Source organism: Salinispora fenicalii (genome assembly GCF_000514815.1).
GTDB classification, from domain to species: domain Bacteria; phylum Actinomycetota; class Actinomycetes; order Mycobacteriales; family Micromonosporaceae; genus Micromonospora; species Micromonospora fenicalii.
Map to the genome: position 1 here is coordinate 201507 of NZ_AZWQ01000008.1, position 19910 is coordinate 221416.

16 protein-coding genes are annotated in these 19910 nt (G+C 68.7%); all 16 read left to right on the forward strand.

The genetic code is table 11. The features are described 5' to 3' along the window. Window positions 1–60 precede the first annotated feature (60 nt). The 16 genes from B116_RS0100900 to B116_RS0100975 all read left to right on the forward strand — a co-directional run bounded on the left by B116_RS0100900 (window position 61) and on the right by B116_RS0100975 (window position 19908). A complete protein-coding gene (locus tag B116_RS0100900; protein ID WP_027658930.1) occupies window positions 61–1137 on the forward strand; it encodes a C45 family autoproteolytic acyltransferase/hydolase in 1077 nt (358 codons plus the stop codon). Next, window positions 1134–1889, forward strand: coding sequence for a 4'-phosphopantetheinyl transferase family protein (locus tag B116_RS0100905; RefSeq protein WP_018723635.1), 756 nt, complete (start codon window positions 1134–1136; stop codon window positions 1887–1889). The genes B116_RS0100900 and B116_RS0100905 overlap by 4 nt, the downstream gene beginning before the upstream one ends. Before the next feature lie 62 nt (window positions 1890–1951). After that, window positions 1952–3418, forward strand: a complete 1467-nt coding sequence (locus B116_RS0100910; protein ID WP_027658931.1) for a lyase family protein — start codon at window positions 1952–1954, stop codon at window positions 3416–3418. Beyond that, window positions 3418–5085, forward strand: a complete 1668-nt coding sequence (locus B116_RS0100915) for a class I adenylate-forming enzyme family protein (protein ID WP_027658932.1) — start codon at window positions 3418–3420, stop codon at window positions 5083–5085. The genes B116_RS0100910 and B116_RS0100915 overlap by 1 nt, the downstream gene beginning before the upstream one ends. A gap of 68 nt (window positions 5086–5153) precedes the next feature. Further along, window positions 5154–6659 (forward strand): phytoene desaturase family protein, encoded by a 1506-nt coding sequence (locus B116_RS0100920; protein ID WP_018723638.1) that lies wholly within the window; start codon window positions 5154–5156, stop codon window positions 6657–6659. Between the two features lie 22 nt (window positions 6660–6681). Next, window positions 6682–7875, forward strand: a complete 1194-nt coding sequence (locus tag B116_RS0100925; RefSeq protein WP_027658933.1) for an FAD-binding oxidoreductase — start codon at window positions 6682–6684, stop codon at window positions 7873–7875. Between the two features lie 132 nt (window positions 7876–8007). Beyond that, window positions 8008–8256 carry an acyl carrier protein gene (locus B116_RS0100930; RefSeq protein WP_018723640.1) on the forward strand — a complete coding sequence of 83 codons (249 nt, stop codon included), beginning with the start codon at window positions 8008–8010 and terminating at the stop codon, window positions 8254–8256. A gap of 59 nt (window positions 8257–8315) precedes the next feature. Then, window positions 8316–10172: an FAD/NAD(P)-binding protein gene (locus B116_RS0100935; protein WP_027658934.1), complete on the forward strand. Its 1857-nt coding sequence runs from the start codon at window positions 8316–8318 to the stop codon at window positions 10170–10172. A 56-nt stretch (window positions 10173–10228) separates the two neighbouring features. Further along, window positions 10229–11446 carry an acyl-CoA dehydrogenase family protein gene (locus tag B116_RS0100940; protein WP_027658935.1) on the forward strand — a complete coding sequence of 406 codons (1218 nt, stop codon included), beginning with the start codon at window positions 10229–10231 and terminating at the stop codon, window positions 11444–11446. Further along, entirely contained in the window at window positions 11446–12525 is a 1080-nt protein-coding gene (locus B116_RS0100945; protein WP_027658936.1) for a saccharopine dehydrogenase, read from the forward strand. The genes B116_RS0100940 and B116_RS0100945 overlap by 1 nt, the downstream gene beginning before the upstream one ends. Further along, window positions 12515–13750 carry a saccharopine dehydrogenase family protein gene (locus B116_RS0100950; protein WP_027658937.1) on the forward strand — a complete coding sequence of 412 codons (1236 nt, stop codon included), beginning with the start codon at window positions 12515–12517 and terminating at the stop codon, window positions 13748–13750. The genes B116_RS0100945 and B116_RS0100950 overlap by 11 nt, the downstream gene beginning before the upstream one ends. Then, complete coding sequence (locus tag B116_RS0100955; protein ID WP_027658938.1) at window positions 13740–15053, forward strand: lysine N(6)-hydroxylase/L-ornithine N(5)-oxygenase family protein; 1314 nt, start codon at window positions 13740–13742, stop codon at window positions 15051–15053. The genes B116_RS0100950 and B116_RS0100955 overlap by 11 nt, the downstream gene beginning before the upstream one ends. Further along, window positions 15017–16129 (forward strand): NAD(P)/FAD-dependent oxidoreductase, encoded by a 1113-nt coding sequence (locus B116_RS0100960; protein ID WP_027658939.1) that lies wholly within the window; start codon window positions 15017–15019, stop codon window positions 16127–16129. Before B116_RS0100955 ends, B116_RS0100960 begins: the two co-directional genes overlap by 37 nt. Beyond that, complete coding sequence (locus B116_RS0100965; protein WP_027658940.1) at window positions 16126–18141, forward strand: class I tRNA ligase family protein; 2016 nt, start codon at window positions 16126–16128, stop codon at window positions 18139–18141. The genes B116_RS0100960 and B116_RS0100965 overlap by 4 nt, the downstream gene beginning before the upstream one ends. Continuing rightward, window positions 18138–19652, forward strand: coding sequence for an AMP-binding protein (locus B116_RS0100970; protein WP_027658941.1), 1515 nt, complete (start codon window positions 18138–18140; stop codon window positions 19650–19652). Before B116_RS0100965 ends, B116_RS0100970 begins: the two co-directional genes overlap by 4 nt. After that, the gene (locus B116_RS0100975) at window positions 19642–19908 is read left to right on the forward strand and encodes a hypothetical protein (protein WP_027658942.1); all 267 of its coding nucleotides are present in this window, start codon (window positions 19642–19644) and stop codon (window positions 19906–19908) included. The genes B116_RS0100970 and B116_RS0100975 overlap by 11 nt, the downstream gene beginning before the upstream one ends. Window positions 19909–19910: the final 2 nt, after the last annotated feature.

Below are 19910 nucleotides of genomic sequence, written 5' to 3' on the forward strand. Positions count from 1 at the left end.
TGAGGCCGAAGGGGGACGTACCGGATGAACCGCCCACGCCACAGCCGCGAAGGCGGCACGATGACCACCGCCGCGCCCATCCCGTACCTCGAACTCAGCGGCGACAGCCACGAGTTGGGACGCCAGCATGGTGCCGCACGGGCCTCGCAGCTGCGCGCGTTCCTGGATGACGGCACCGCCCGGCTGAACCACCTGCTGGACGTCCCGGTGTCACCGGACTCCCTACAGCCGGCGCTCGACGCGTTCCGGTCGGAGGTCGAGGCCGGCGTCCCCGACCTGGCCGAGGAGATCCGCGGACTCGCCGACGGGGCGAACCTCACCCCGAACGAGGCCCTGCTGCTCCAGGTGCGACGCGAAATCCTCGGCTACCGCAGCACCCGCCGCCCCAGCGGTGACTGCACCACGTACGCGCGGGTCGCCGCCGGCCGGTGCGCCACCCTCGCCCAGACGGTCGACCTCAACGGCAATCTTGACGATCAGGTCGGGGTCCTGTCGATCCGGAGGTCCGGATCCCCGCGCCAGGTGCTGGTCCTGAGCTTCGGCGGACTGCTCGGCTACCTCGGCCTGAACAGTGATGGCCTGGCCATCGGCATCAACCTGGTGCTGGGCGGACCGTGGCGGCCGGGGGTACCGCCGTATCTCGCGGTACGCCACCTCCTGGACAACGCCGGGTCGGTGGACGAGGCGCTGCACCTCCTCGGCGAACTGCGGCTGGCCAGTTCTCGATCGCTGATGCTGTGCGACAAACGCGGCGCCGCGTGGACGGAGTTGATGGACGGCCGGATGTGCGTGGTCACTGGCACGACGCTGGTGCACACGAACCACTTTCTGCACCCAGAGTTCGTCCCCTTCGACGAGGTGAACGTGTTTGCCAGGAACGGTTCACTACGCCGGCTGGACGCCTGCGCCCAGCGGTTGCGGGGGCTGCCGCAGGACGCCCCGCTGGCCGACCACCTCGCGCTGCTGTCAACACCTCCGATCTTCGTGCCGGACAACGGGGACATCCGCCGCGAGCGCACCGTCGCCACCGTGGCGATGCGACCGAACCTCGGCGAGGTGCGCCTGGTGGGCCCGCAGCCGTCCGCGCAACCACAGATATTCACGGCCGGCGCGACCCGGACGGCGGCGGACAGATGAGGGCCGAGGCAACGGGCTGGCTGATCGCCCTGCACGACACCACGGACTCCACCTGGGACGACGCGTGCTGCCGGGCAGACCTCTCCCCGGAGGAGGAACGGCGAGCCGAGCGGTTCGTCCGTGCCGCGGCGGCCGTCACCTACGTCCGGGGCCGCTCGGCGGTCCGCAGGGTACTCGGTCACGTGCTGGACGAGCCGCCTTCGCAGGTGCGGATAGCTGCCGCACCGCACGGCGGGCCGATCCTTCCGGATCACCCGGAACGACGGGTCAGCTGGTCAACGACAGCGGGTGTGCTGCTGGTCGCGGTGAGCCGGAACGCCCGGATCGGCGTCGACGCCGAGGTGCTCCGCCCCGTCGGGTCGCCCGCCGAGGTGCTACGGACCTTCTACCCGGACGTGGACATGCTGGGCGCGTTCCATGAGTCGGAGACGTTCTTCTCTGCCTGGACACTGCTCGAGGCGGCGGTCAAGGCGACCGGGCGCGGCCTGGCGCGGGGCGCACGCCAGGTCCGACTGCACCGGCCCCCCGGCACCAACCGGTGTGCCCTCGCCGAGATCCGCGACGCCGACGAGATGGCGTGGTCCGGTCGTACCGACCGCTTCTCGGTGCCCGGATCGTCCGCCGAGGTGATGACGGCGTTCGTGACCAGCGGCACCCGCGTCCCGTTGTGGCTACACACCTGGCGGATGCCGACCATCGCAGGCTCCCCGGTCGGCGACGTCGCGCAGCCCGGACCCGGAGTCGTCTCGTGAGCGCCCGGACTGCCCCGCCTGCCACCGGTGACCCAACGGCCACCTGTATGAAAGGAGACAAGTTGTCCGCAACGGAGAACACCCGGCCGGCCGGCACCGACTCGGGGTTGCTGTCCCCGGTCTGGGCCGGTACCCCGGTCGAAGCTGTCACCTCGGACGAGGCGTGGCTGGCGGCGATGGTCGAGTTCGAGGCCGCGCTGGCCACCGCCCAGGCCCGGCTCGGCGCGGTCCCGGACGGTACGGCCGCCGCGATCCGCATGGCCGGCGAGGGCGGCCGGCTGGATCTGGTGGAGTTGGCCCGGCTCGGTCGGGAGGCCGCCAACCCGGTCGTCGGCTTCGTCAAGCACCTCACTGGACTGGTCGCCAGCACCGCTCCGGAAGCGGCCGGGCACGTGCACGCCGGAAGCACCAGTCAGGACGTCCTGGACTCCGCGGCCATGCTGGTCGCCACCCGCGCGCTGTGCCTCGTCCGAGATGACCTGGTGCGCATCCGAACCGCTCTGACGGAACTCGCCCGGGACCACCGCGGCACCGCGGCCGTCGCCCGCACTCTGACCCAGCACGCGGTCCCCACCACGTTCGGAACCAAGGCGGCCACCTGGCTCACCCTGATCTGCGACGCTCACGAGCGGGTGGACGCCCTGCTACGTCGGGGACTGCCGGTTTCGATGGGTGGGGCGGCCGGCACGCTCGCGGCCTACCACGACCATCTGACCGCCGCCGGCGTGGCCGACGAACATCCCGAGCTTCGACTGGCCACGCTGGTCGCGGACGAGTTGGGCCTCGCCCGGCCGACGCTGCCCTGGCATGCCGTCCGCACTCCGATCGCCGATCTGGCCGCCGTGCTGAACTTTGTGGGCGGCGCGCTCGGCAAGTTCGCCGCGGACGTGCTCATCCTGTCCCGCACCGAGATCGCCGAGGTGGCCGAGCCCGCCGCGGTGGGCCGCGGGCAGTCCTCGGCGATGCCGCAGAAGCGCAACCCGGTACTGAGCGTCCTGATCGCGACGGCCGCCAGGCAGATCCCGGTCTACGCGCTGGTGCTGGGCCAGTCGATGGTGGCCGAGGACGAGCGGTCCTCGGGCGCCTGGCACGCGGAGTGGCAGCCGCTTCGGGAGTGCCTACGGCTGGCTGCCGGCGCGAGCCACACCGCCGCCGAACTGGCGCAGGGTCTGGTCGTGGCGACTGAACGAATTCGCGTGAACCTGACCCTGACCGGGAGCAGTCTGGTGGCTGAGCGGTTGTCCGTGGCGCTCGGTCAGGAGTTGGGCCGCCAGCGGGCCAAGGAGGCGGTGACCCGCGCGGTTCGGGACACCGAGATGGGAATGCCCGCGGCCGACGCTCTGCGGCATGCCCTCAATGAGGCCGGACTTGTCAATGGACGGTCCGCGTGCCTCGACTCGCTCGATGACCTTCTCGATCCGGAGGGCTACCTCGGGGCCGCCGCGCCCCTGGTCGATCGTGCCGTGCACCGCGTCCACACGGCAGCCACCCCTCTCCCCCCGTCACAGGAACCGGAGGCGAAACAATGATGATCAACGAGCAACTCCGCCGGACGATTCTCGACGACCGGGCCCTCGGTGCGGGCAACGTGCTGCACCGGCTCACTCGCTACGGTCGGTCCCTGGAGGGGCAGGTGCTGTGGCTCGACGGCACGTGGCGCGATCCCGCCGGCAACCACCCCGAGGTACTCACCCTCGGCGAACTGCACGAGATCGTGGCGACCTACGCCGGTTTCTACCGGCGCAACGGCGTACGGGCCAAGGACGCGGTCGCCATCGTGACCACGTCGATCACCGACTTCGCGCTGAACCTGATGGCGCTCACCAGCATCGGTGCGATCGCGTCCCTGGTGAACGCCAACATGCCGCTGGAGACCCGACGCGAGTACATCCGCCGACAGCGGGTCGTGGGCATCATGACACGCGAGCCCTGGCACAAGGAGCTACAGGACCACCTGCGGGACGACGTTCCACCGTTGTTCGTGGCGCTGCAGGCCGAGATCACCCCCGAGGACCGGGCGCACCGTCCCGAGAACTACCCGTTCCGACACGCCCCGAACGACCCCATTCTCATCTCCCACTCCTCCGGCACCACGGGCATCCCGAAGTCGGCGTTCCACACCCACACGACGCTGTTCCACGGGGCCCTGAGCCGGTTGTCGGATGGCTTGGACTGCAGCACCCGCTCGCGGCTGCTGGCACTGCCCGGACACCACGTATCGGCGATGTCGAACACGCTGTTGGGCCTGTTGCTGGGGGCACCGGTGATCCATTTCACCGATCCGAGCGGTAAGAGCGTGCTGGACGGGATCGAGAAGTTCCGCCCGACCATCGTGTTCGGGTTCACGCACACGTTCATGGAAATGGCCGGCGAGGACCTGACGGACCGCGATCTGTCCTGCGTCGAGGGGTACTACGCCTCCGGTGACGCAGCCCACGTGGTGCACATCAGACGGCTCCTGGAAAAGGGCCAACATCCGGTCACCGGCCGTGACCTGAAACCGAAGCTGGCTCCGGGTGCGATCTTCCTCGACATCTTCGGCTCGACCGAAATGGGCTACGTCCTGTTCGACTACGTCCACCGCCTGGGCGCCCCGAGCATGGGCCGCTGCATCGGCCGTCCGATGCGCTTCGCCGAGGCCGCAGCACTCTCCGAGGACGGTGAGGTCCTGCCACCCGGCGCGGTGGGCCGACTCGGTGTGCGATCCCAGTCACTGACGCCAGGCTTCTGGAACGACAACGTGCGCTGGCACCAGCAGTGGCTCGGGGGCTACTTCCTCACCGGCGACCTGGTGTACCGGGACGCCGGCAACAACTTCTACCACCTTGATCGCACCAGTGACGCCATCCGCACCTCCGAAGGGTTCGTCTACAGCGCGTACACCGAGGAGCTGCTGCTCAGCGAGTACGAGGAGATCCGTGACTGCACCATTGTCGGGCTGGCCGCCGAGAACGTTCGATTCGGCTGGGAGGACGAGGGCGTCGCGGAGACGTACGTCCTGCTGGAACTCGCCGATGGGGTGACGGCGCCGGAGGATCCGACGGCCTGGGTGAACGCGGCGCTGACCAGGCACGGCCTACCCGCGGTAGCGGGCGCCGTGCTCGTGCCGGAGGACACGATTCCCGTGGGCATCACCGGCAAGGTCCTCAAGCGGATCCTGCGCGAACAGGCCAAGACGCTGGTCGCTGGTCGCTGACCACGTTCACTACCCGCCCGGTTGGGCGGCACGGGGCGCCGACCCGGTCCGGGAAAGGAGATACCAACATGAGCACCCACTACGACGTGATCGTCATCGGTAGCGGGCTCGGCGGCCTCGCCGCAGCCACCACCCTGCAGCGTGGGGGCAGGCAAACGCTGCTGTTGGAACGGCACAGCGTTCCCGGCGGCGCGGCCACCTCCTTCGTACGGGGCCGCTTCGAATTCGAGGTATCGCTGCACCAGCTGGGCGGCATGGGCGGGCACGGCCCCCTGAGGGCGGTGCTGGACGAGCTGGACGTGACGCGCCGATTGGAATGGCTAGAAGATCGTGATCTGTGCCGGACATTCGTGCCGGGTGAGGTCGATGTCCGGCTGCCCCACGACTGGTCGGGTCTGGCGGACGTGCTGGACGGCCTCAGCCCCGGCAACCGGCCACAGATCGTGCGATTCCTGGAGATCGTCCGGGAGACCGGGCTGTGGCAGCTGACCGCGCGGGTCAACCTGCACCGCATCCCGGAACAGCTGGAGTGGCTGAAGACCCTTCCCGACGTGCGCCGCTACGCACTGCGAACCTTCCGTGAGGTACTGGACGAGTTCTTCACCGACGAACGGCTGAAGCTCGTGTTGTCCTCGTACTGGAGCTACAACGGCCAGCTTCCGCACCGAATCGCCTTCATGGACATGGCCCGACTCCTGACGCTGTACGTGGAGACCAGGCCGTACCAGGTCGTCGGCGGCGGTCAGGCGCTCTCCTCCGCGCTCGTGGAGTCCTTCGAGGAGGCCGGGGGCGAGCTGCGACTGAACACCGAGGTCGTACAGATTCTCACCGATGGAGGGTCCGCGGCGGGAGTGCGGTTGGAAAACGGTGACACGGTCGGCGCGAAGCTGGTGGTCTCCAACGCACCGTCGACGACGACGTACACCCGGCTGCTGGACGACCCGGGAGTGGTACCCGCCCATGTTCTGCAGGGTCTGCGTGCCCGGCGGCCCGGGGCGTCGGCAACGTGTCTGTTCCTCGGCGTGGACGCGTCGCCGAAGGAGTTGGGCTTCACCGCGGCGACGACGTTCCTCTCCGCCAATCTGGACGAGCAGTCGGTGCTGCGTGGGGCCAACTCCCTCACCGAGCCCTGCCCATTCCTGATCGTGACCTGTTACGACGTGCAGCCGACCGGGTTCGCCCCCAAGGGCTGCACCCAGGTTGTGCTCTCCGCGATCCAGTACGCCGAGCCGTGGGAATCGCTGGCACCGGAGGAGTACGCCGCGGCGAAGGCCTCCTACGCGGAGTCCCAATTGGACCTGGCGGAGACTCTCGTACCCGGCCTCCGGGACGCGATCGAGGAGGCCGAGCTGGCCACCCCGCTGACCTTCAAGCGCTACACCAACCAGCCCGGCGGTGCCATCTACGGCTTCGACCAGGACATCACCGACAGCTGGCTGTTCCACGACGAGGACCTCAGGCAGAACGTACCGGGCCTGCTGCTGACCAGTAACTGGACGACGGCCGGCGGCTACAACTCCAACCTCGTGACAGCTTCCCGGCGGTGCCAGGGGCTGCTCGCCAGGGGCCAGTGACTTCGAGAGAGCGGAGTGGGACATGACAAACCCGCCATACACCCCCTCGGTGAATCCGTTGGCCCGTCTGCTCGAAGGTGCGGACGGCGTCGTCGAACGGCTCAAGGCGCACGCGGCGAACCAGGCGGCGCACCGAGCCGACGCGCGGGCCGAGGTCGAGCCCTACCACCCGCGGAAGCTCGAGCTGACGGTGACGGAGTTGATCGATGAGACATCGACAACGAAGACCCTGCGGCTGCGACGCACCGCCGGTGGGAGCCTTCCGCCGTTTCGTGCCGGGCAGTACCTCAGCCTGGACGTTCAGGTCGGTGATGTCCGCACCAACCGGGCATTCTCCATTTCGTCCAGCCCGACCCGACGGGACCACTACGACCTGACCGTGCGCCGACTACCCGGCGGTCTCGTCAGCAACTATCTGCTGGACGAGGTATCCATCGGTGACCGCTTCACCAGCGGCGGGCCGATGGGCACATTCACCCACGATCCGCTGTTCCACGGCGACGACCTGCTGTTCCTCGCCGGTGGTTCCGGGGTGGCGCCAGCGATGAGCATGATCCGGGAGATCGTCGAGTTGGGCCTGCCACGCCGGATGACACTGCTCTACGGCTCGCGGCGCTCGGACGACATCATCTTCCAGGACGAACTCGAGGCGATCGAGCGGCAGCACCCGAACATCGTGGTCCACCACATTCTGGCCCAGGCCGACCCCGGCTGGACCGGCGCGGTGAAACCACTCAACGCCCCGCTCATCGTCAAGCTTGCCGGACCGTTGACCGGACGCATGACGTACGTATGCGGGCCCGCGTACAAGTACCCGTATCTCGTCGGGGAGTTGGAGTCGCTCGGACTGCCCGGTCGACGCATCCGAATGGAGGCCAACTACGTCGCCAAGTCGCCGCCGGACACCCCCGACTGGCCGAGCGGCGTCGATCCCACAGGTGCGGTCACGGTCAGCGTGCGGGGAGGTAAGAGTTTCCAGATGCCCCGCGGCCGGGAGCTGATCTACGCACTGGAGGAGAACGGGATGCCACCGGCGGCGTCCTGCCGCTCCGGCGAATGCGGGGACTGCCGGGTCAAGGTCTGCTCCGGCGAGGTCGTCCACGCCGAGGAGGCCCGGCTACGCACGAGCGATCGGAGGTTCGGCTACGCGCACTCCTGCGTCGCCTATCCCCTGACCGATATCGAAGTCGACTTCCAGCCCGGTAACTATTTCTAGGAGCGAACCCGAAACAAAGGGAACCGCTGGTAAACCAACCCACCACCACCCTTCCCACTTTCTCACCTGCCCTCACCCATTCCCGAGGCGCTCCCACGCGCCCAAAAACCCCTTGATCAGAGAGGTACAACCATGTCCACTGACCTGCGAGAGTTCATCGTTTCCGCACTCCGCGACATGAAGTTCGATGTGGAATCGGCGACGGACGAAACCCCGCTGGGCGACGGCGGACTCGAATTGGAGTCACTCTCCTTGGCCGAACTTGTCATGCAGCTTGACAAATTCGGCGTCGAATTCTCGGACGAGGAGATGGAGAAGCTGACCGACCTGGACCTCGGTGAGTTCACGAAAGAGGTAAATCGTCGCGCCGAAGCGAAATAGCCGCCGCCATGACCGCTTCCTGGCGCTCGGTGCGTTCGCGCCCGCCGGACAAAGGAGATGTGACCTTGCCGCAGCCGATCCGTGCGATGTGCGTCGTGGGAGCCGGACCACGCGGACTCGCTGTCCTCGAGCGGTTGAGTGCCAATCACCCCGGCGGGCACCGGCTGCTGGTCCACGTCGTGGACCCCTACCCACCGGGGCCCGGCCGAACCTGGCGCACCACACAGTCCGCCCACCTGCTCATGAACACGGTGACCTCGCAGGTCAGCCAGTACACCGACGACAGTGTCCACTGTTGCGGCCCAATCCGGCCGGGTCCGAGCCTGCACGAATGGCTACACCTTTCCCCCGTGCACACGGGCCGGTCCTGGCCCGGCCCGGAACGGCTCGGCCCCGACGAGTACCCGTCCCGCGTCCAGTACGGCCACTACCTGACGTGGGTGTTCGAGGACCTTGTCGCGAACGCGCCCGAGGGCCTGCGCTTCGTCGTCCACCGGGCGACGGCGGTGGCACTGGACGACGAGGCGGACGGCCAGTGCGTCACCCTGGACGAGGACACCCGAATTACCGGCCTGGACGCCGTGGTGCTGGCGCTCGGACACGGAGCCAACGAGCCGACCGAGGAGGAGCGGCGGTTCACCACGTACGCGCGCCGCAACGGGTTGCGCTACCTACCGCCGGGCAATCCCGCCGACGCCGACTTCGACGGTATCGGCCCCGGGGAGACCGTCGCCGTCCGGGGGCTCGGACTGGCCTTCTTCGACGTGCTGTCCCTACTCACCGAGGGCCGGGGAGGCAAGTTCGTCAACTCCCCCGAGGGTCTGCAGTACCTCCCCTCCGGGCAGGAGCCGATCCTGTACGCCGGATCCCGGCGCGGAGTGCCGCACCACGCCCGCGGGGAGAACCAGAAGGGACCGGCGGGCCGGCACGAACCGCTGTTCCTGACCCTGGAGGCGGTTCAGCGCATCCGGAACACACCCGGCGCGACGTTCAAGCGGGACGTGTGGCCACTGCTGGACGCGGAGGTACGCGCGGTCCACCACCACGCCCTGGTGGCCCAGCGCACGGGACGGGCGACGGCCGACCGTTTCCTCACCGACCTGCTGGTGGCCCCGGCGGACGGTCGGGCGGACGTCCTGCGCGAATACGGTCTCACCGAGCGGGACGACTGGGACTGGCGAAGGATCGAATGCCCGTGGGGCGAGCGGGCGTTCACCGACCGCGCGGACTTCAACCGGTGGCTGCTCGGCCACCTACGCGACGACGTGCGGCAGGCCAGGAACGGCAATGTCGACGACCCGTTGAAGGCCGCCCTGGACGTCCTGCGCGATCTGCGCAACGAGGTACGACTCGCGATCGACCACTCGGGGATCACCGGCAGGTCGTACCGAGACGAGGTGGTGGCCTGGTTCAACCCGCTGAACGCCTACCTGTCCATCGGCCCGCCCCGGTCGCGGATCGAGGAGATGATCGCCCTGATCGAGGCTGGCGTGCTCCAGGTCGTCGGACCGCGTACCCAGGTCCGTGCGGCCCCCGGCGGCGAGGGCTTCCTGATCGGCTCCACCCACCTGGGGGGACCGGAGGTGCTGGCGACAACGCTGATCGAGGCACGCATCGCCGAACCGGACCTACGCCGCAGCACGAATCCGCTGCTACGGCATCTGCTCGCGACCGGGCAGTGCCGGCCCTACCGGATCGCCGACGGGGACGACGACTACGAGAGCGGCGGCCTGGAGGTCACCGCCCGGCCCTACCGCGTGATGGACGCGTCGGGCGTTCCCCACCCGAGGCGGTTCGCCTACGGGGTGCCGACCGAGTACGTGCACTGGGCCACCGCGGCGGGCATCCGCCCCAGCGTCGGCTCCGTGATCCTCGAGGACGCGGACGCCATCGCCCGCGCGACATCACCCTCATGACGACCCGTCACGAGGTCCCCGCCCCCGACGCCCGTGGCCCACATGGAGTTGCCACTGTGGACAGGTTCGCCATCTTCGACCCCGACATCCTTCACCTCCCCTTCTACGACGACGAACACCGCCGGTTCGCCCACCAGGTAGCCACCTGGTGCGAAGGTCAGGGCGACCGGTGGGAGACCGTCCGCAGCGCGCACCCGGACGACTCCGGGCGCAGGCTGGTCGAGCTGCTCGGCGCGGACGGCTGGCTCGCCGGGCTCGACCCGGAGGCGGAAACCCACCAGTACCCTGCCGACCTGCGGAGCGTGTGCCTGGCCCGGGAGGCGCTCGCCTACACCGAGGACCTGGCGGACTTCGCATACTCCATCCAGTCGTTGTCGGCGACACCCATCATCCGGTTCGGCGATGAGGAGCAGCGACGCCGCTACCTGCCGACGATGGCCAAGGGGCTGCTGGTCGGCGCGTTCGCCGTCTCCGAGAAGGAGGCGGGTTCAGAGGTCGCCGCGGTCGGGCTGAGCGCCCGGAGGAACGGGGCCGACTATGTGCTCGATGGAACCAAGGCGTGGATCGCGCACGCCACGATCGCCGACCTGTTCGTGGTCGTCGCGCGGACCGGCGAGGGGCCGGGTCCGCTCGGGCTGACGGCGTTCGTGGTGCCCGCCGGCAGTCCCGGTGTACGGGTGGAGCCACTAGACGCGATCGCCCCACGCTCGTTCGGCCATCTCGTGTTCGAACACTGCCGGGTGCCTACCGAGGCCGTCCTCGGCCGGCCCGGCAAGGGCTTCATCATCGCCATGGACCTGCTCGAGAGGTTCCGGATGACGGTCGCCGCCGCCGCGATCGGCTTCGCCCGCCGCGCCGCCGATGTCGCACTGGCTCATACCCGCAGTCGCCGGGCCTTCGGCAGCACCCTGTTCGACCTTCAGCTGGTGAAGGCATCGCTGGCGGACATGGAGGTTCGACTCCACGCCGCGACGCTGCTGACGGCACGGGCCGCCTGGGAGTGTGACCGGGGTAGCCGACGTTTCGCCCGGTACTCCAACATCGCCAAGGTGTACGCCACGGAGGCGGCCCAGGAGACCGTCGACGCCGCCGTCCAGCTGTTCGGGGCGGCGGGAGTGATCCGGGACGGTGTTCCTGAGCGCCTCTACCGGCAGATCCGCTCCCTGCGCATCTACGAAGGCAGCACCGACGTGCTGCGACTCGCCGTCGCCGACGCACTGGACGTCCGACGGGCCGGCCACAGCATGGAAGCCACGGCGAAGGAGGAGCGCTGATGCAGCGTCCACCCCATCTGTGGGTGCGGCACGAGACCCGCACCACCGAACGCCGGGCACCACTGGTGCCCGAGGACGCGGCACGGCTCGTGCGCCAGGGTGTGTCGGTCACCGTGGAGGAGTCCCCGCAGCGGGCCTTCCCGATCGACCAGTACCTCCGGGCCGGCTGCGCCTCGGCGCCGTCAGGCAGCTGGGTCGAGGCGCCTGAAAGCACCTACGTCCTGGGGCTCAAGGAGCTACCCCCACAGCCGCGTACGCTGCGCCACCGGCACATTTTCTTCGGTCACGCCTACAAGGGCCAGACCGGCTCCGGCGACCTGCTCGCCCGGTTCACCAACGGCGGCGGGGTACTACTGGACCTTGAGTACCTGACCGACGAGAGCGGCCGGCGCCTGGCTGCGTTCGGCTACTGGGCGGGCTACCTGGGTGCGGTCCTCGCCGTGCTGCACCGGCGCGAAGCCCTGGACCTGCCGCTGCGGCCTCGGGGCCGGTCGCAGTGGGACGCGCGGCTGCGGGCGAGTGCACGCCGCACCACGGAGAGAGCCGTGGTGATCGGGGCGCTCGGCCGCAGCGGGCGCGGAGCGTGTGACGCCCTGGTGACTGCCGGGATCGACCCGGTCCGTTGGGACGTCGAGGAGACCCGCGTGCTGGACCGACCGGCCCTGCTGGGTTCCGACATCCTCGTCAACACCGTCCTCGTCACCCAGCCCATCCCGCCATTGCTGACCCCGGAGGACCTGGACGCGCCGGAGCGCCACCTGTCCGTGATCGCGGACGTCACGTGCGATGTCGACTCGGCGTGCAACGTGCTGCCCGTCTACGACACCGTCACCGACTGGGACCAGCCGGTTCGACCGCTGAGAGCAGGCGACCGGGGGGTGGACATCATCGCCGTCGACAACCTCCCCTCCCTGCTGCCAGTCGAGGCCAGCGTGGCGTTCTCCGCCGAGTTGTGGCCGCAGTTGCTGCGGCTGGGCTCCGGGGATGGTGCCTGGGTCCGCTGTCTGCGGGCCTTCGTCCGAGCGATCGGCACAAGCGCTGTGGCAGAGACTGCGAAGGAGAACGCCCATGTTCGCTGAACCACCGACAGCAAGCGGTACCGTCCACTGGATCGGCACCGGCAGGTCCACCGGCCGCACCGGACTCGGCCTGCTCTGCGACCACGCCAAACGGGTCATCGTGTGGGATCGCACCCGCGAGCGCGCCCGAGGCCGGCTCAGCTCTCTCGGGCTGGCGGACCGGGCGGAGCAACGATCGCTGAGCCGCGACTCCCTGGAAGCGGAGGTACGCCCCGGTGACGTGATCGTTTCCATGCTGCCCGCGGCCGAGCACCCAGCCCTGCTTCGGCTGGCGCTCTCCCGCCGGGCCCACTTCGCCTGTACCAGCTACACCTCAGCGGAGTTGGCGGCGGTAGCGAACGCGGCGAGCACCGCCGGGCTCGTCGTGCTCACCGAGGCCGGTCTCGATCCGGGCATCGACCATCTGATGGCCCACCAGCTCATCGAGCGAGCCCGGCGCGATGTCGGCGACACGGCGGTGACCGTCGACTTCACCTCCTACTGCGGAGGTGTCCCCGCGCAGCCGAACGACTTCCGCTACCGCTTCAGCTGGTCACCCTACGGGGTGCTGACCGCCCTCGGTTCGCCCGCGCGCTACGTCGAGAACGGGGAACAACGCACGGCCGAACGCCCCTGGGAGGCCACCCGCCCGCTGGTGCTCGGCGAAGAGGCGTTCGAGGTCTACCCCAACCGGGACAGCCTGCCGTTCGTGACACAGTACGGCGTCCCATCCGGCTGGCGGCTGGCGACGTTCATCCGGGGCACACTCCGCAACGAGGGCTGGTACACAGCCTGGACCGACGTCTTCGACACGATACGAGCCGATGACGAGGTCCGGATCCGGGCGCTGGCGGCGGAGTTAGCTAACCGGTACCCGACCACGGACGCCGACCGCGATCGCGTCGTGCTCACCGTCGCGCTGACCGTCCGCGACTCCGATGGTGCCACCTGCTGGCGTGGAACCCAGCTGTTGGATGTCAGCGGCGACGCCGCTGAGAGCGCGATGGCCCGCTGCGTCTCGCTGCCCCTCGTCGGCGGGGTGATTCGTATTCTCGACGGCGCGCTGCCCGCGGGAGTCAACCGCGCGGCCGAGACCACCGACGAAGCCGATCGCTGGATCGACTTCTTGAAAAGGCACGGCCTCCCCGTCACCGCACACTACCCGCCGACCCCACCGACTGATTCGGACGACCCGCTCAACGAGCGCGGCGAGCGGTCGAAAGGAGAAGCCCGTCATGGTGCCTGAGCCAACGCGCTCCGGCGCGGAGCACTACCGCTGCCTGGGAGTCGGCGTAGGGCCGGCCAATCTGAGCCTGGCGTCGCTGCTGTACGTCCGGCCGGACGTGACCAGTATATTCCTCGACCGAAAGGCATCCTTCAGCTGGCATGATGGCCAGCAACTGCCCGGGAACACCCTCCAGGTCTCGCTCTTCAAGGACCTGGTCACGCTGGCCGACCCGAGAAACCCGTTCTCGTTCCTGTCGTACCTACACGACGAGGGCAGGCTCTACCACTTCCTGAACGCCCAGTTCGACGCCGTGCCCCGGGTGGAGTTCCGTAACTATCTGGCCTGGGCGGCCCAGCGTAACGAAAACTGCGTCTTCGGTGAGACGGTGCGGGAAGTGTCCTTCCGCGACGTCTTCACGGTCCACACGGACCGACGCACCCTGACCGCGGACAACGTGGTCGTCGGCGTCGGCAGCCGGCCCTGGGTGCCATCGTACGTTCGCGACCGGTTGGGGCCGACACAGTTCCACGTCAGTGACTACCGGGACACGGCCGCGGACCTTCGGCACAAACGGGTGGTGGTGATCGGCGGCGGGCAGTCCGGAGCCGAGGTCTTCCTCGAACTGATCTCGCAGCGGCCGGACAGGTTGCCGCGCCGCATATCGTGGCTGTCCCGGAGGGGAAACTACTTCCCGATCGACGACTCGCCGTTCACCAACGACTATTACATGCCGTCGTATGCGGACTACTTCTACGCCCTGACCCGCGAGGCACGGCACTCCTTCAACCGGCAGCACCTCCTCACCAGCGATGGCATCTCGCAGACGACGCTACAGGAGATCTACCAGCGTATTTATATACACAGGTTCCTGGAGCACAACGTTGACCTGGTGAGCCTCTACCCCAACCGCGAGGTCACCGACGTCGGCAACGGGCTCTACGGAAGCTGGCAGGTGACCTCCCGACACAACGACCACCCCGAATCCACCGAGGTGTTCGAGGCGGACATCGTGATCTGGGCGACGGGCTTCCGGCCGACCCGCAAGGACTTCCTCGCCCCGATCGCCGACCGCCTGGAACGGGACGGCGACGAACTACGCATCGACGAGGACTACGCCGTGTACTGGGACGGACCAGAGGACCGACGGGTGTTCGTCCAGAACGCCGCCCGCGGCCAGCGTGGCCTGGCCGACCCGAACCTGAGCCTGAACGCCTGGCGCAGCCAGCGCATCGCCGACCGGCTCAGCATGGTGTCGAGCAACGAACAGCTTCCCTCGTTCATCGAGTGGTCGAGCAAGCCACCCACCGGGAAGGCACCCTGATGGCCCGCCGTGCGGGCACCGTCGTGGTCGGTGCCGGCATTCTCGGCTGCCTCGTCGCGCGGGAGATCCTGGCCACCGACCCCCGAGCCTCGGTGACGGTCATCGACCGCGACCTGATCGGCAGCGGTGCGAGCCGTCGATCGGCGGGCCTGCACTTCCCTCGTGGTGCGAACCCTGCGGTACGAGCCCTCACCACCGAGAGCCAGCGGTACTACGCCGACCTCGCCGCGCGTCGACCCGATCTGCCGATCCACCCGATCGGCATGACCGTCGTCGCGCGGGAGAGCACCGAGGCGAAGGTGCGCAGCACGTACCTGCCGGAGGCGAACCTGCGACGCGTCACCAGGGTCCCGGACGGCGTCGCCCTACCCAAGGGCACCGTCGCCTGGGCCGGAGACGGCTGCCAGTACGCCGACGTTCCCACTCTCACCCAGGCCCTCGCCGCCGAACTACGCCCAACAGTCGAATTCCTGGAAGGCGTGACGGTGACCGGTGTGATCTCGGGTGTGGATGGCGTCCAACTGTCGCTGAGCACCGGGCCGCCGCTCATCGCCGAGCGGGTGGTGCTCGCGCCGGGCCCCTGGCTCGCCGCCAGGGCATGGCGAGACCTGGTGGCGCCCCTCGGGGCGCGCGTGAAGAAGATCGTGGCCCTGCACATCGAGCAGGCGCCGACGGAGCAGGACGGCGCAATCGTCTTCCAGGAGGAGGACGCCTTTCTGCTGCCGTACCGACGTCGCGGTCACTGGCTCTTCAGCTACACCTGCAGCGAATGGGACGTGGATCCCGACACCGTCGAGCCGGGTGTGAACCCGGCGCATCTGGCGGAGGCCCGCGAGCTGCTACGCCGGTACGCGCCGCGGCTGGCCGACCGCTGCGTCTCGGGCCGGGTCTTCTGCGACGCGTACGCCCCGGACGCGGCCCCGCTGGTGCGTGCGCTCACCGACGACGGCCGACTGGTCTTCGCGGGCGCTGCGAACGGCTCCGGGTACCGGCTGGCTCCAGCGGTCGCCGCCGAGACCATCCGTCTGTTGTCCACGCAGGCCCCGACTCCCACCAGCCGGAAGGACACGAGATGATCTTCAGCAAGTACGATCCGGACCTCCTGGAGCCGGCCTTCGGTATCGGCATGAGCGACGTCGAGGGGCTCGGGACAGGCGCCGGTTGGGGGCGGGTCGCGCCAGGTGGGGCGTCCACCAGCCACCAGCACGACGAAACCGAGTTCTTCGTCGTCGTCGCCGGTGAGGGAGTGTTCGTCGTGGATGGTCGCCGCCACCCGGCCCGGCCCGGCACGCTGGCCCTCTTCGAACCGTTCGAGTCGCACGTGCTGGAGAACACCGGCGATGACGACCTGGTCTTCCTCACCCAGTACTGGCGCGACAGCGAACGTGCCCTGAACTCGGCCGGAAACAACGAGCGGCTCGCGTTCGGTGAACGCCCGGTGTTCGTCTTCTCCACCCCGCCGACACCCAATGGCGACCTCCACCTCGGGCACCTGTCCGGCCCGTACCTGGGCGCGGACGCGTTCGTCCGGTTTCAGCGGATGAACGGCACTGAGGCATGGCACCTGACGGGCAGCGACGACTACCAGAGCTACGTGGTGAACACCGCACGGCGTGAGGGCCGCGCGCCTGCGGAGACCGCCGCACACTACAGCGCCGAGATCGCGGACACGCTGGCCATGATGGATATCAACCCTGACCACTACCTGGTTACCGACACCACGCCCGGCTACCGGCAGGGCCTGCGGGACTTCTTCTCCCGGGTAGTCGCCTCCGGGCGAGCCACGGTCACCGAGCGGGACGCCCTCTTCGACGGTGACAGCGGCCGTTACCTGTACGAGGTGGATGTCCAAGGCGGCTGCCCCGGCTGCGGCGAGAGCACGAGCGGAAACATCTGCGAGGAGTGCGGCGAGCCCAACACCGTGGTGGACCTCAGGCAGCCGAGATCGAACGAGTCCGACGCCGAGCCGCGGCGGGCCCCGCTGGCCCGCTGGTCGCTGCCGCTGCACCAGTTCCGGGACGAAATCTTCACCCACCACAGTCTCGGCCGCGTGCCTGCCCGGCTGCGGGAACTCGGCGACCGCCTCTTCGCCCGCCCCGTCCTGGACATCCCGCTGTCACACCCCGCCGACTGGGGCGTCCGCCCGGCGGAGAAGGACGTCAACAACCAGGTCATCTGGGTCTGGCCCGAGATGTCGTACGGATTTCTGCACGGCATCGAGGCGTTGGGCAGCCGACTGGGCCGCGGTTGGCAGGCCGCCGCACCCGAGCAGGACTGGAAGATCGTCCACTTCTTCGGCTACGACAACAGCTTCTACCACTCGGTGCTCTACCCGGTGCTGTACCGGCTGGCCCACCCCGGATGGCAGCCGGACATCGACTACCACGTCAACGAATTCTACCTACTGGAGGGCGAAAAGTTCTCGACCAGTCGGCGGCATGCCATCTGGGGCAAGGAGGTCCTCGACGAGAACACCGTTGACGCCGTCCGCTACTTCCTCAGTCGCACCCGGCCCGAGATCGAGCGCACCAGCTTCCGGCGGGCCGACTTCCGGTCGGTGCTGAACGACACGCTAGTCGGAAGCTGGCAGCGCTGGCTTACCGACCTCGGCGCCCGGATCACCAAGCACTACGACAGCAAAGCCCCCGACGCGGGTGTCTGGACGCCGGAGCACTCGGCGTTCCTGGCCCGGCTCGGCGGCCGGCTCGACGCGGTCACCGGTTGCCTACGCGCCGACGGCTTCAGCCTCAACCAGGCCGCCGCGGAACTCGACGCGTTGGTGGCGGAGACCCTGCGCTTCGTCGGCCGGGAGGCCCGTACCGCGCGGAGCGCCCGGTGGCAGGACGAAGCCCGTACCGCCATCGCCCTGGAACTGGCCGCGGCCCGCCTCCTCGCCTCGGTCGCAACACCGCTGATGCCGCGCTTCGCGGGTCGACTGGCCACCGCTCTCGGCCTGCCGAAGCCCACCACATGGCCCCAAACGGTGGAACTCGTTCCGCCAGGGAACGATGTCTGCCTCGCCACCACCGTGTTCTTCCAGCCCACCACCGAGCCGGCCGAGAACGAGGACCGGGGGTCGGACCGATGACCTGGGAAACCTTCGACCGGCTGGTCACCACCGAGCCGGCCACCGGGCGCATCACCTTCGCCGAGCTGTGGGGCGCCCGTACGCTCGACCTCGCCGACCTGTACCGGCGTTCCGCCCGAGTGGCCCGCTGGCTGCTCGGGCACGGGGTCCGACCCGGCGACCGCATCGGCATCCACGCGGCGAACGGGCTGGAGTGGGTGCTGCTCGACCTGGCGGCACTGCGGCTGAAGGTGGAGACGGCCGGGCTCGAGCCGGGCAAGTTCACGCCCAACAGCGACCTGCTGACCCGCTACGACCTGACGCTCCTGTGCACCGATCGGCATACCGAAGCGCCCGGCATCATACCCATCAGTGAGGTGGCGGAGGCCGCCGGACGCCGCGACCTGGACGAGCCCGCGTTGCCGCCGGTGACGTGGCGATCCGAAGACGTCACCACGATCAAGTTCACCTCGGGCAGTACCGGCGAGCCCAAGGGCCTAGGCGCCACCGTGGGCAGCATCGGCAGCTCGCTGCGGGCCGTCCAGGAAATCTTCGAACACGGGCCGGGTGACGACCTGTTCGTCTTCCTGCCGCTCTCCCTGCTCCAGCAGCGCTACTGGATCTACTCGGCGTTGCTGTACGGCCACGACGTCACGGTCAGCACCTACGAGGCGGCCTTCGCGGCGCTGCGCCAGGTCCGACCAACCGTGGTGATGGGGGTGCCCGCCTTCTACGAGACCGCGAAACGCCAGATCGAGGCAAGGCAGCGTCGCGGTTCGTCAGTGACGGAGTCCGCACAGGCAGTGTTCGGCGACCGCATCCGATATCTGTGGACCGGTTCCGCGCCCGCGGCCCCGAGCACCCTACGCTTCTTCGTTGACGCCGGTCTCCCCATCTACGAGGGGTACGGGCTCAACGAAACCTGCATCGTCACCAAGAACCACCCGAAGGCCCATCGTGAGGGCAGTGTGGGCCAAGTGCTGCGGGGCAAGGAGGTCCTGATCGACGCGGACGGTGTCGTCCACGTCCGCAGTGACCACCCCGTCAACACCCGCTACGTCTATGCCGAACCCGGCAGCTCTGAGCAGATCTTCGCACCCGACGGCACGGTGCGAACCGGTGACCTCGGGCACCTCGACGAGGACGGTTTCCTCTTCATCCGGGGGCGGGCCGACGACGTGATCGTCCTAGACAACGGGAAGAAAATCATCGTTCGGCCGATCGAGGAACAATTGAAGGCAGACCCGGCGATCGCCGAGTGCGTCTTGTTCTGTCCTGGTCAGACCGAATTGGTCGCCGTGGTCTCGCCGGCCCACGTACCCGCCGACCGGACGGCGATCACCGCCCAGCTCGCTTCGACCAACGCCGCGCTCACCAGTGACGAACGGATCAGTCGGATGATCCTCGCCGACGAGCCGTTCAGCATCGACAACGGGCTGCTCACCTCGCAGTACAAGCCCAGAAGGCGACAGATCCTCGCCGCCCACCACACCGCAGTGCACGACCCCAAGGAGGGAATCCATGCTCCCTGAGCTGGAAGTGACCGCCCGCGAACAGTTCGCCGCCGTGCTGACCCACGAGGTCACCCCGGCCGCCCTCGACCTCGACGCTGACATGGTTGGTCAATACGCCCTCACCTCCCTCAACAAGGTGCTGTTTCTGACCGAGCTGTGCGAAGCCACCAAAGTCGACCTAGCCAACTTCACCGAGGACGACCTCGCCGGAATGCGCACGCTGCGCGACGTCACCGACGCCATTGCCCGGCATGTGGGCTCGGTGGGAAGCTGAAT

Coding starts and splice junctions, on each gene's coding strand:
- B116_RS0100975 (WP_027658942.1), top strand. CDS start 19,642: ATGCTCCCTGAGCTGGAAGTGACCGCCCGCGAACAGTTCGCCGCCGTG.
- B116_RS0100955 (WP_027658938.1), top strand. CDS start 13,740: ATGGTGCCTGAGCCAACGCGCTCCGGCGCGGAGCACTACCGCTGCCTG.
- B116_RS0100900 (WP_027658930.1), top strand. CDS start 61: ATGACCACCGCCGCGCCCATCCCGTACCTCGAACTCAGCGGCGACAGC.
- B116_RS0100925 (WP_027658933.1), top strand. CDS start 6,682: ATGACAAACCCGCCATACACCCCCTCGGTGAATCCGTTGGCCCGTCTG.
- B116_RS0100915 (WP_027658932.1), top strand. CDS start 3,418: ATGATCAACGAGCAACTCCGCCGGACGATTCTCGACGACCGGGCCCTC.
- B116_RS0100905 (WP_018723635.1), top strand. CDS start 1,134: ATGAGGGCCGAGGCAACGGGCTGGCTGATCGCCCTGCACGACACCACG.
- B116_RS0100970 (WP_027658941.1), top strand. CDS start 18,138: ATGACCTGGGAAACCTTCGACCGGCTGGTCACCACCGAGCCGGCCACC.
- B116_RS0100945 (WP_027658936.1), top strand. CDS start 11,446: ATGCAGCGTCCACCCCATCTGTGGGTGCGGCACGAGACCCGCACCACC.
- B116_RS0100950 (WP_027658937.1), top strand. CDS start 12,515: ATGTTCGCTGAACCACCGACAGCAAGCGGTACCGTCCACTGGATCGGC.
- B116_RS0100930 (WP_018723640.1), top strand. CDS start 8,008: ATGTCCACTGACCTGCGAGAGTTCATCGTTTCCGCACTCCGCGACATG.
- B116_RS0100965 (WP_027658940.1), top strand. CDS start 16,126: ATGATCTTCAGCAAGTACGATCCGGACCTCCTGGAGCCGGCCTTCGGT.
- B116_RS0100920 (WP_018723638.1), top strand. CDS start 5,154: ATGAGCACCCACTACGACGTGATCGTCATCGGTAGCGGGCTCGGCGGC.